Here is an 11,590-nt window from a genome sequence, read left to right as displayed (position 1 = left end):
TCCAGTTATCAACTGGGGATTTGAGGAACCGAAGCCGGTTCGGAAGGCAAAGGCCTCTCCCCCCTTTCTCCCCCTCCCCACAGCCCAGAGGGCCATGGGGAGGGGGAGAAAAAATCTTTCGCGGTGCGTGCCCCCCGCGCCGCCCCCGAAAACCCTCAAATGAAAAATGGACAAAGCACGAGGCCGTGGGGGGAAAATTAGATCCGATGAGCGGATCCAGGGATTTGCTCAAGTTCTTTCCGGAAACTCACGGACATGAGCCCAAAAGAAGCGGCTTTGCCGAGGCTTTCCCCACGGGTCCTTCTCATAGTTTTCGATCCCCCGGTCGCGAGCAACCTTCCCCTCTCCCAGGCGAGGGGCTGGAACCGGGTGGAGGAGCTGGTGGACGGCTACATCGCCGATCTGGAGGCGTGTAGCGGCGGGCTGGTCCGTTATCAGATCGCCGCCCGCCTGGACTTCCCCTTCTTTCCCGTCAAAATCGATGGCTTCCAGTATACGTGGGAGACCTACCGCGCGGTTCTGGAGCGGCGGCAGCCTCCGCATGAGCCGGACACCGCGGACTACCGGACCATCCTCGACTTCTGCGACGGCATCGGTCGGATCGCCCGGGGGGAGATCGATGAGCTCTGGCTGTTCGGGGGGCCCTATTTCGGATTCTACGAGTCCCGCATGGCTGGCCCTGGCGCCTTCTGGTGCAACGCCCCCCCATTGCTCGGAACCGAAGCGGCGGGAAGGCGCTTTGTGATCATGGGATTCTCGTATGAGCGCGGGGTGGGCGAAATGCTGGAGAACTTCGGACATCGGGCCGAGGCGATCATGGAGCGGGTCTTCGCTGGAGTCCCAGAGGCGTGCAATCTCTGGCGGCGCTTCACCCGATATGAGCTCATCGCGCCCGGCCAGGCCGAGGTCGGCACGATCCATTTCGCTCCAAACAGCGAGCGGGATTACGATTGGGGAAACCCTCGCGACGTGTGGAGCTACTGCGATGACTGGCTTCATTTCCCGGATTTGCGGGGCCGAGGGCGATGGGTGAATTGCGCGGAATGGGGCGGGGGGGATATCCGCGAACATCATCGATGGTGGCTCCGCCATCTCCCCAGGGCCCCCGGGGAAACCGATGGGATCTCCCATAACTGGTGGCGCTACATCGTGGATCCGAACACAGTGCCCTCGGACGAGGAGAGGATCTCAGGAGCTGAGGGCCCTTGACACCCAGCCCGGCCGAGCGGAGTAGGTAAAACCAACTCCGAGCTCCCCGGCTCCTGAGGGTTTCCCCACTCAACAACGGGAGTTGCGCCGTTCGCTTTTAGGGGTGGAACCCTTCCATCTCGTCTGACTGGTTCCCAGCCACGTAACAACGATTTGGGCGCAAGATTCCGGTGACGAGCGGATGGAGGACCCGATGTGCGGGCGTTACACGATTTTTACGGAGCCTCGACGGCTGATGGAGCGGTTCCGGGCGGAGTGGCCGGACGTGCCGTGGCAGCCCCGATATAACGCCGCCCCCACCCAGCCGCTCCCCACGCTGCTCAACGATGGGACCCGGCGGATCCGTCTATTCCGCTGGGGGTTGATCCCGCACTGGGCAGAGGATCCGGCGATTGGGAATCGGTTGATCAACGCCCGGGCGGAGACGCTGACGATACGCCCGAGTTTCCGCGAGGCCTTCCGCCGGCGGCGCTGTCTGGTGCTGGCAGACGGGTTCTATGAGTGGCAGCGGACACCGCACGGACGGATCCCCTACTGGATCGGGCTGCAGGATCGAGAGCCGTTCGCCTTCGCCGGGCTGTGGGATCGCTGGGAGAGCCCAGAGGGGAAGGTCATCGAGAGCTTCACGATCATTACCACCGCGGCTAATGAACGGGTCGCCCGGATTCACGATCGGATGCCGGTGATTCTGTTGCCGGAGCACGAGGAGATCTGGCTGGATGATACTGCTGGTCCCCGAGCCTGGCAGGAGATCCTGCGCCCCTACCCGGCCGACCGGATGATCGCCTACCCGGTTTCGGCCCGGGTGAACTCCCCCCGGGTGGATGATCCCGCCCTGATCGAGCCGCTGCGCGAGCGTTATGGCTTCGACCAGTTGTGAATTAGAGACGGAAGCCTGTCCAGAGGGGCGATGGCCCCTCCCCCCTTTCTCCTCCCTCCCCGCGGCCCAGAGGGCCATGGGGAGGGAGGAGAAAACATCTTTCGGGGTTGGGCGGAAGCCCTCTCATAACGAACGGTCCAAGGATGCCCGCAAGGCTTGGATCTGCGCATCGATGGCGGCGCGCCCAGTGCCCCCTGGGATGGATCGACGCTCCACGGCGGCTTCCAGATTCAGAGCTTCATAGACGTCGGAGTCGAAAGCAGGATGGTGGCGGCGCATGGCCTCCAGAGAAAGGGCGGAAAGCGACCGGCCCTCGCGAAGGGATTCCTCCACCAGCCCGCTGATCGCCCGATGGGCCTCCCGGAACGGGACCCCCTTGCGCACCAGATAATCCGCCAGCTCCGTGGCCAGCATCGCTTCCTCCAGAGCGCCCTGCATCCGTTCCGGCCGAGGCCGCATGGTCCGCACCAGGCCAGGAAGCACAGCGAACAGCGCCTCCAGCGTGTCCAACGCATCGAAGACCGGCTCTTTGTCTTCCTGCAGATCTTTGTTGTAGCCCGAAGGAAGGCCCTTCAGCACGGTCAGAAATCCCGTCAGGTGGCCGACGAGACGCCCGGCCTTAGCCCGGGCCAGCTCGAGAGCATCGGGGTTGCGTTTCTGAGGCATCAGGCTGGAGCCGGTGGTGTAGGCCGGGTCCAGGGCCACAAACCCGAACTCCGCGCTAGTGAAAAGGATGAGATCCTCCGCCAGCCGGCTGAGGTGAACGCCGATCATCGCCGCAATAAAAAGAAACTCGGCGACGAAATCCCGATCCGAGACGGCATCCAAGCTGTTGGGGGAAACGGAGAGAAAGCCCAGCTCCCGGGCCAGCGCTTCCCGATCGATCGGAAAGGGCGTTCCGGAGAGGGCGCCGCTGCCCAGGGGAAGCGTCGCCAGGCGGGGGTAAGCATCTCGCCATCGCGCCCGGTCCCGTTCGAAGGCCCAGGCGTGGGCCAGGCACCAGTGGGCGTAACGGATCGGCTGGGCCCGCTGAAGATGCGTATAGCCCGGCATGAGCAAATCCGGGTGGGCTTCTGCCTGCGCCACCAGCGCTTCCTCGAGCTCCCGCAGCCCCTGATCCAGTCGGGGCCATGCCTCCATCAGGAAAAGACGCAGGTCCGTGGCCACCTGATCATTGCGGCTCCGGCCCGTGTGCAGTTTGCCGGCGACCGGTCCGATGCGCTCCGTCAACCTTCGCTCGATGGCCGTATGGATATCTTCATCGGTGGGCTGGAAGGCGAAGGCGCCGGCTTCCAGCTCCGCCTTCACCGCTTCCAGGCCGGTGACGATCGCATTGCATTCCTCAGGCGTCAGGAGACCCGCCCGGGCCAAGGCCCGCGCCCAGGCGATGGAGCCCCGGATGTCCTGAGGATAAAGGCGGCGGTCAAAGGAAAGCGAGGCGTTCAGCCGCTCAAAGGCGGGATCCAGGGATGGACTCGCGGAGGCTCCCCACAGACGCATTCCCCAACCTCCAGATCGAATGAGATGAAAGGAGCAACATCAGGCCATCGAAGTCGCCGATTCCCATGTGCCTTTCTGTAACGCTATTGTAACCGAACCGAATTGGAATCATTGCCGCATGAGCTACGATCCCTTCCCTCGACCGCTGTATGGAGAGGAGAGACGCCATGTGCAACTTCAGGCGTCAAGTCCAATCCAAGCGCCTTCGGGAGGGGAGCGGGCCAGGCCCCTCCCCAGGGGCCCTGGGGAGAGGGAGAAAAAAATATTTTTTGGGCTGGGGCGCCGCCTTCGGCGGCCCAAAGCCCTTGGGAAAGCTCGAAAGGCGAGCCTGCGTTTCCTTCGCCCGCCCGGGTTGCCGGAGAGATCGCCCGGAATTATGCTGGAAATGGGAACCAACGCCTGCGGGGGCCTCCCGCCTCTCCGTCGTCCTGGCCGGAACTTAGCCTGAAATCCTGGAGGTTTCCATGCTCCGCGAAGACGCGCTGGAATATCACCGTAAAGGCCGCCCTGGCAAGCTGGAGATCGTCCCCACCAAACCGATGATCACCCAGCGGGATCTCTCCCTCGCCTACAGCCCGGGCGTCGCCTACCCGGTCCTCGAGATCGAGAAGAACCCGGACCTGGCTTACGAATACACAACCAAAGGGAACCTGGTCGCAGTGATCTCGAACGGCACGGCCATCCTCGGCCTGGGGGATCGCGGGGCGCTGGCCTCCAAGCCGGTGATGGAGGGCAAGGCCGTGCTCTTCAAGAAATTCGCTGACGTCGATGCCATCGATATCGAGGTGAATACCCGCGATCCCGACGAGTTCATCCGGATTGTGCAGGCCATCGCCCCCACCTTTGGGGGTATCAATCTGGAGGATGTCAAAGCCCCGGAGTGCTTCTACATCGAGGAAACCCTGCGGGCCATCCTGGATATCCCGGTCTTCCATGATGACCAGCACGGAACGGCGGTGATCTCCGCGGCGGCCCTGTTGAATGCTCTGGAGCTGGTGGGCAAGCGCATCGATGAGATCAAGGTGGTCATCAACGGGGCCGGGGCCTCCGGCATCGCCTGTGCGGATCTTTGGGTGAAGCTGGGGGTGCGTAAGGAGAACCTCATCATGCTGGACACGAAGGGGGTGATCTACAAAGGCCGCAAGGAGGGAATGAACCCTTACAAAGAGCGCTTCGCTGTGGAAACCGACGCCCGGACCCTGGCGGAGGCCATCCGCGGGGCGGATGTGTTCCTGGGGCTCTCGGTGGCCGATGTCCTCACCCCGGAGATGGTGAAAACCATGGCCGAACGGCCGATCATCTTCGCCCTGGCCAACCCCGATCCCGAGATCCGCTACGAGTTGGCGAAGGAGACCCGTCCCGATGCCATCGTCGCCACCGGCCGCAGCGATTACCCCAACCAAGTCAACAACGTCCTGGGCTTCCCCTTCATCTTCCGCGGGGCCCTGGATGTGCGGGCGCGGGCGATCAACGATGAGATGAAGCTGGCCGCTGCCCGGGCGCTGGCCGCCCTGGCGCGGGAGGATGTGCCGGACAGCGTGTTGAAAGCCTACGGGCTGGAGAGCCTGCGCTTCGGGCCCGATTACATCATCCCCAAGCCGCTGGACCCGCGGGTGATGCTGTGGGAAGCTCCAGCGGTCGCCCAGGCGGCGATCGAGACCGGTGTGGCCCGGATTCACATCGACATCGAGGAATACCGGGAGCGGCTGGCCGCCCGCCTGGGGAAAGGCACCCAGGTGATGCGCTTCATCATCAACAAGGCTAAAGCAGCTCCCAAACGGATCGCCTTTGGAGAAGGAGAGGAGCCCAAGATCCTGCGGGCGGCAGCGCTGGTTCAGGAGGAAGGGATCGGCCGCCCGATCCTCATCGGTCGCCCCGAGATCATCTGCCAACGGATCCAGGAGCTGGGCCTGCGCTGCAGTCCGGAGATCGTTTACCCGCCGGAGTTCCCACGGCTGGAGGAATACGCCCAGCGCTTGTTTGAGAAACGGCAACGCAAAGGTGTCACCCTCCCCCTGGCCCGCGAGCTGCTGCTGGAGCCCAATTACTTCGGGGCGATGATGGTGGAGATGGGGGACGCCGACGCCTTCATCTCCGGCCTCACCTACGATTACCCCGCCGTCATCCGCCCCGCCCTGCAGGTGGTGGGGGTCCGTGAAGGGGTGCGTAAGGTTGCCGGGCTTTACATTATGATCGTCAAGGAAAAAGTCTACTTCTTCACCGACGCCACCGTGAACATCGAGCCCACCGCGGAAGACCTAGCGGAGATCGCCATCATGGCAGCGGATTTCGCCCGGCGGTTCGACATCGAGCCGCGGGTGGCCATGCTCTCCTTCTCCAACTTCGGCAGCACCCGCCATCCGCTCTCGGAGAAAGTGCGTCAAGCCGTGGAGATCGTGCGAGGACGGCGGCCGGATATCCTGATCGATGGGGAAATGCAGGCGGACACCGCGGTGGTGCCGGAAATCATCGAAGAGCGCTATCCATTCAGCCGGGTGAAGGACGCCAACGTCCTGGTCTTCCCGGATCTGGAGGCCGCCAACGTCTCGTATAAGCTGCTGCAGCGGCTCGGCAATGCCCAGGCCATCGGGCCGATCCTCCTGGGCATGGGCAAGCCGGTCCATGTCCTCCAGACCGGCGATGAGGTGCAGGACATCGTCTTCATCGCCGCCATCGCCGCTCTGGACGCTCAGGAGCGCGCCCAGGCCCGTGTTCCGATCGCGATATAAGCTGGGGAAGCGCCATCCACGGATGAACACGCATATCCGAATCTTAGTAGGGAAGGCCACGGGCCGTTCGAGGGTTTGGGGCTGGTTTGGGGTCGGCTCCCCCGCCCGGACCGCCGCGGGGTCGGATGGTCTTCCGCCTGGCGTGGAAGCCATCCGCCGGATTCTGAGGGGTGGGGTGGGCAACTCCGCAGCCCGCCCCACCCCCCAACCTCGTCTGGCGACTTCATCTCTTCTCTGTCGGGCGCTCGAGATGTGGCCGAATTCGGAATTTGCCGCACCTGGGATTTGACAGCGAGGCAAGCCCTGGTAGAATTGAATACAGACCGCCGGGGTGGCGGAACTGGCAGACGCGCCACGTTCAGGGCGTGGTGGGCATACGCCCGTGCGGGTTCAAATCCCGCCCCCGGCACTGCTCCATGAACACAGGGCGTGGGGAGGGCAATGTAGCCGTTTCCCACGCCCTTTTTTTGTCCTGGAAGCCGCGCGGTTCGTTTGTTTCCGGGGCTTTGAGTCCCGGCTCACGTCTAAAATCCGCAAACCGGCTGCACGAGCTCTGAACGTGAGCCGAAGTCTTTTATCCCCGTAATCTCTATCTTCAAGGGAATCGAGACTTATGCGCCGATGGCTGGGCGAGGCGGGCCGATGGCTGATCCGCCTAATGGTGTTGATGGGAATGATGCTCCTGGCTCATGTGGCTTGGGGGAATCTGGAGCTTTACCGACAGCGGGTGGAGCGGGCGGAGCGCCTGCGACAGGCGATCGCTACGGAACAGATACGGGCAACTCGCCTCGCGGAGCAGGCTCGCTATGTGCGGAGCGAGGAGTTTGTGGCCCGCTGGGCCCGTGTAGAAGCCGGGATGATCCGCCCCTATGAAACGCCCTATCGCCTGGAGCGGATCCCTTCCCCTCCTACTCCCTACCCGACACCAACCCCTACCCTTCAACCCTGGCAGGCCTGGTGGATGCAGATCCGGGGCCGCTGAGCTGATCACGCCCAGTTTTAGCAAACCATGAACCCCGAGGGCTTTTAGAGGACCAAGCGGACCCCTCCCCTTTCTGCTTCCTCCCTCCCCATGTGGCAAAACCCCATAAGAGTGGAGAAGGGAGGCCTCGGCGGGGCGAGGGGCACCTTCTGCACCCCACGCCCCCGCGGCAATATTCCCTTACAATAAAAGAGAGATCCCTGTTTCATAGGAGGCCCGATGGCGAAGGGAGGCGAGAAAGCGAAGGACGTTATCCAGGTGGAGGGGACCGTTGTGGAGACATTGCCGAACACGATGTTTAAGGTCCGTCTCGATAACGGCCACGAGGTGCTGGCCCATCTCTCCGGCCGGATGCGCATGTATTACATCCGGGTGCTTCTGGGAGATCGCGTCCTGGTGGAGCTTTCCCCTTATGACCTGAGCCGGGGGCGCATCGTGCGCCGGCTCTCCCGATAAAAGCGAGGGGCCATCGCGGCCCAAGAAGCCTCTCCAACTGGGAGGTGCTCGACAAGTTCACCCTTAGGAGTTACGCCGCTGGGGGCTATAATTAACATTGCATCCTCAGCATTGGATTGGAAACTTTCAATGGCGGAGGAAGGAGCCGAAGACAGCCTTTCCCACCCCAGCACCCTTCGCTAAAGTCCTGCGGGCCGTGGCGAGGGATCTTCCCACCTTGAAAGGAGAAACGCTCCGATAGCAGATTGCGCGGTAAGTCCATCTTCGCTGGCCGCGGTTTCTCAGCCTCATCCCCCAGCTTCACGGAGGGAGATCATGGACACCATTAAAGTGGCTGCCAAATCACGCACCACAGCCGTGGCCGGAGCCATCGCGGGTGTCATCCGGGAGCGCGGACGGGCGGAAGTGCAGGCCATCGGCGCGGGCGCCGTCAATCAGGCGGTGAAGGCCATCTGCATCGCCCGCACGTATCTGGCCCAGGATGGCATTGACATCGTCTGCGTCCCCGAGTTCACCGACATCAAGATCAACGATCAGGAGCGAACCGCCATCCGGTTTGTGATCGAAAAGCGATGAGTTCCCGCCTCGACCTCCATGTTCACACCACCGCCTCCGATGGCCTGTGGTCCCCCGCCCAGGTGGTGCAGGAGGCCCTCGCGCGCGGTCTGCGCTATCTGGCCATCACTGACCACGAGACCACCCGGGGGGCGCTCGAGGCGGCTTCCCTCGCCCGCGGCACACCCCTGGAGGTGATCCCCGGTGTGGAGATCAGCGTCGGCGGATCGGAGGAGGAGCTCGACCTGTTGGGGTATTTTGTGGACCCTGTGCACCCCGATCTCCTCCGCCTTCTGGAGGAGATGCAGGCGGAACGGGTGGAACGGATCCAGGCGATGATCCATCGCCTGACCCAGCTGGGAATGCCGGTTTCCTGGGAACGCGTGCAGGAGCTGGCCCGAGGGGACGCGCTGGGACGTCCCCACCTGGCCCGGGCGATGGTCGAGCAAGGGTATGTGGCGGATGAAGCGGAGGCCTTCCAGCGGTGGCTGGGGCGAGGCCGCCCGGCCTATGTCCCCCGGCGGCCGCTGGATCCCCGGGAGGTCCTCGAGATTGTGCGGGCGGCCGGCGGCGTGGCCGCCCTGGCCCACCCGGGGCGCTCCGGGCTTCCCCGAGACCTGGAGGGCCTGTGGCGGGCGGGGCTGGCCGGGCTGGAAGTTTTCCATCCCGATCACTCCCCGGCCGACATCGCCCGCTTGATGGCCGTCGCCCAGATCTACAATCTGATCCCCACCGGCGGGAGCGACTTCCACGGCCCCGGCCCCGACGGCCGCATCCTCTTGGGGGCGATGCCAGTTCCGGAGCACACCGTGGAGCGACTCCGCGAGCGATGCCCGCGCTGAATCCCCTCCCCCCTTCCCTTCCTCCGCTCAAGAAGCGGGAACGATCGGATCGCTCGGGGGGCGCGCCTGGGCCTGCGTTTCCCCATCCTGGGCTTGCCGCCCAGGGCGCCGCCCGACGGGGAAGAGATTCCGCGCGCCCAACCACCGCCGGATCCGCTGGGCGAGCGAAGGAGTTCCTTCGACCGGCAACCAGATCCGCACGGCCGTCCCGCATCCGGGACGGCTGCGGACCTCAATGGTCCTGCCGTGGCCCCGAATGATCCGATGGACCAACGCCAGCCCCAGGCCGCTCCCTGGAACCCCCTGGGCGTTCCGCCCGCGATACAGGGACTCCAGCACGTGGGGCAGATCGTCCTCCGGGATCCCCGGCCCCCCGTCCGCCACCTCCACATACACATAGACGCCCCCTGCGCCCTCGAATACCCGCACCTCCACCGGATCCTCCGGGCGGGCGAACTTCAGAGCGTTGTCCAGCAGGTTGCGGAACGCCAGGACCAGCAGATCCGGATCCCCCTGAATGGGCGGGGGCGGCCATGGAACCCGGGGCCACTGCAGGGCCACCCCTCGCGCCGCCCCGGCCGGCGATTCCCGAATGAGGGCCAGGGCCTCCTCGAGCACCCCTCGGAGATCCACCGGGATGCGCTCCATCCGGCCTTCCTCAAGATCCACCAGGCGACGTAGCCCTTCCATCAGGCGCTGGAGGCGGGTCGCCTGCTCGGCGATCCGGTCCAGGGCCTCGCGGGCCTCCTCGTCCAGCCCGCCCCCTGTCCGCAAGCGGTTCAGGCCGAGGTGGAGAATGGCCAGCGGATTGCGCAGCTCGTGTTCCAGGGCCCGCAGGAACCGCGGTCACATCCCGACGAGGTCGCTGTAGGCTGGAGAGGGCTTCCCCAGCTATAGACGCGCCCCCCAGCGGCCCAAAGCCCAGAGCAGTCCGGCGAAAATGCCGATCCCCAGGCCGCCCCAGAACGTCAGCGCGGCGAGGTCCACCACCACTTGGCCGACGAAGACGCGGTTGGGCAGGACCCCGATCTGGAACAACAGCCCGCCGATCCCGCCGACCCCGCAGGCGCCTGTGCCGATCCACAACGGCCAGCGGCTCACGGCTGCCCCTCCACCTCGCCCCGGAATCGATAGCCAAACCCCACGACCGTCTCGATCCAGCGCGGAGCCTCCGGATCCTCCCCCAAGGCGCGCCGGAGCTCGGCGATCCGCACGTCGACGGCGCGGGTGCCCAAGTCCTCCGACCAGCCCCACACCGCGTCTAACAGCCGCTCGCGGGCGATCGGCTCCCCCGGGTGTAGCATCAGATACTCCAGGACGGCGAACGCCCGCGGGGTCAGGTTCAGCGGCTGCTCCCCCTTCCGGGCCTGCCGATGGAGGCGATCCAGGAGGAGCTCCCCGCTGCGCAGCCACCGACAGGCCGCCAGGGAAGGCTGTCCTTTCCGGGTGCGCCGCAGGATCGCCTGGATGCGGGCGATCAGCTCCACCGGCTCGAAGGGCTTGTTCAGGTAATCGTCGGCCCCCTCCAGCAACGCGAGGGCCCGTTCCGCGGAGGCCCCGACGTAGCTGAGGAAGAGCACGGGGGTCCAGTTCCCGGCCTGGCGCATCCGCCGCAGCACCTCCCGCCCGTTCAGGCCGGGCATCCGGATGTCCAACACCACCAGGTCGGGGGCCTCCCGCTCGATGCGTTCGAGGGCCTCCCGGCCGTCGCGGGCGGTGAGCACCTGGAAACCGGCCCGCTCCAAGAGCGGCTTGACTTCCGCCAGCAGGTCGGGCTCGTCATCCACCACCAGCACCCGCGCGCCATGCCGCTCCATTCTGCGACTGTTCTCCTTAACACGTTTATGCTCCAAGCATCTCCACGCGCTCTCTACGGCATCAACGGAGAGTTCTCCTCCCGCGGAGGGCCTTTCCACCAGTCGTAAAGCGCTTCCCAGTCGATGTGTCCGTAATTCCCCAACCAGCCGGGGGAGGGGCTCAGCGATTCCACAACAAGGCGCGGCGTTCCTCCTTCCGCGGGGATCAGCCAGAGAGAGGTTTGGCTCTCGTTATCCAGACGGGCGAACAGCAGGAAGCGGCCATCCGCCGACCACTGAGGGCGCTCGTCTCGGTAGAAGGGATCATCCGTCAACCGCTCGATCTGCCCCGCGCGATAGACATATATCCGGTGCTGGTGCAGGAGGCGGCGCAGCGGCTCCCCTTGTAGGGGAACCGGTCCATCGGGATCCGGCATGCCCACAAACGCCAGTTGCTGGCCGTCGGGGGATCAGGCCGGCGAAATCGCGACGAGGCTGGGGGGTGATGAGCTGTCCTTCCAGGAAAGGGCCGAGCTGGCCCACCCACAGCGCCTTGTTCTGCCACGTCTCCTGATCCCCGCCCGTCACGAAGGCCAGGCGCAGCGTCTCCGCAGGATGGAAGGCGATGAAATCCCGATAGG

12 protein-coding genes, 1 tRNA gene and 1 pseudogene are annotated in these 11,590 nt (G+C 64.8%); 8 read left to right on the top strand and 6 right to left on the bottom strand.

From position 1 onward, the window contains the following. Positions 1–369 precede the first annotated feature (369 nt). Positions 370–1,209: a hypothetical protein gene (locus tag NZM16_RS01880; RefSeq protein WP_295478129.1), complete on the top strand. Its 840-nt coding sequence runs from the start codon at positions 370–372 to the stop codon at positions 1,207–1,209. Between the two features lie 193 nt (positions 1,210–1,402). Further along, entirely contained in the window at positions 1,403–2,089 is a 687-nt protein-coding gene (locus NZM16_RS01875) for an SOS response-associated peptidase (protein ID WP_295452708.1), read from the top strand. 123 nt (positions 2,090–2,212) lie between these two features. Here NZM16_RS01875 and argH read toward each other — a convergent pair whose 3' ends face one another. Continuing rightward, positions 2,213–3,589 (bottom strand): argininosuccinate lyase, encoded by a 1,377-nt coding sequence (gene argH, locus NZM16_RS01870; RefSeq protein WP_295452706.1) that lies wholly within the window; start codon positions 3,587–3,589, stop codon positions 2,213–2,215. Between the two features lie 464 nt (positions 3,590–4,053). On the opposite strand from argH, the gene NZM16_RS01865 reads away from it, so the two are divergent. The 6 genes from NZM16_RS01865 (at position 4,054) to NZM16_RS01840 (ending at position 9,153) form a co-directional block, all read left to right on the top strand. Beyond that, entirely contained in the window at positions 4,054–6,318 is a 2,265-nt protein-coding gene (locus tag NZM16_RS01865) for an NADP-dependent malic enzyme (protein WP_295452703.1), read from the top strand. 325 nt (positions 6,319–6,643) lie between these two features. Then, positions 6,644–6,727: transfer RNA gene (locus tag NZM16_RS01860), tRNA-Leu, on the top strand. 204 nt (positions 6,728–6,931) lie between these two features. Then, positions 6,932–7,300, top strand: a complete 369-nt coding sequence (locus NZM16_RS01855; protein WP_295452700.1) for a septum formation initiator family protein — start codon at positions 6,932–6,934, stop codon at positions 7,298–7,300. 219 nt (positions 7,301–7,519) lie between these two features. Beyond that, entirely contained in the window at positions 7,520–7,756 is a 237-nt protein-coding gene (gene infA / locus NZM16_RS01850; RefSeq protein WP_088572070.1) for a translation initiation factor IF-1, read from the top strand. 315 nt (positions 7,757–8,071) lie between these two features. Then, entirely contained in the window at positions 8,072–8,332 is a 261-nt protein-coding gene (locus NZM16_RS01845) for a stage V sporulation protein S (RefSeq protein WP_295452697.1), read from the top strand. Then, positions 8,329–9,153, top strand: a complete 825-nt coding sequence (locus tag NZM16_RS01840) for a PHP domain-containing protein (protein ID WP_295478126.1) — start codon at positions 8,329–8,331, stop codon at positions 9,151–9,153. The genes NZM16_RS01845 and NZM16_RS01840 overlap by 4 nt, the downstream gene beginning before the upstream one ends. A 27-nt stretch (positions 9,154–9,180) precedes the next feature. Here the strand turns inward: NZM16_RS01840 and NZM16_RS01835 are convergent, their stop codons facing one another. From NZM16_RS01835 to NZM16_RS01815, 5 genes and pseudogenes are all read right to left on the bottom strand, one after another. Then, complete coding sequence (locus tag NZM16_RS01835) at positions 9,181–9,990, bottom strand: sensor histidine kinase KdpD (RefSeq protein ID WP_295478132.1); 810 nt, start codon at positions 9,988–9,990, stop codon at positions 9,181–9,183. A 54-nt stretch (positions 9,991–10,044) separates the two neighbouring features. After that, positions 10,045–10,254 (bottom strand): hypothetical protein, encoded by a 210-nt coding sequence (locus tag NZM16_RS01830; RefSeq protein ID WP_295478123.1) that lies wholly within the window; start codon positions 10,252–10,254, stop codon positions 10,045–10,047. Next, complete coding sequence (locus tag NZM16_RS01825) at positions 10,251–10,970, bottom strand: response regulator transcription factor (RefSeq protein ID WP_295478120.1); 720 nt, start codon at positions 10,968–10,970, stop codon at positions 10,251–10,253. The genes NZM16_RS01830 and NZM16_RS01825 overlap by 4 nt, the downstream gene beginning before the upstream one ends. A 53-nt stretch (positions 10,971–11,023) precedes the next feature. Further along, positions 11,024–11,284, bottom strand: a complete 261-nt coding sequence (locus NZM16_RS01820) for a hypothetical protein (RefSeq protein ID WP_295452687.1) — start codon at positions 11,282–11,284, stop codon at positions 11,024–11,026. Continuing rightward, a pseudogene (locus NZM16_RS01815) lies at positions 11,274–11,590 on the bottom strand (hypothetical protein); the annotation flags it as partial. The pseudogene NZM16_RS01815 and the gene NZM16_RS01820, both read right to left, overlap by 11 nt.

It is taken from the genome of Thermoflexus sp. (genome assembly GCF_025055495.1).
Taxonomy (GTDB): domain Bacteria; phylum Chloroflexota; class Anaerolineae; order Thermoflexales; family Thermoflexaceae; genus Thermoflexus.
The sequence above is the reverse complement of the archived record's forward strand: the minus strand, read 5'-3'. Positions and strand labels throughout refer to the sequence as shown.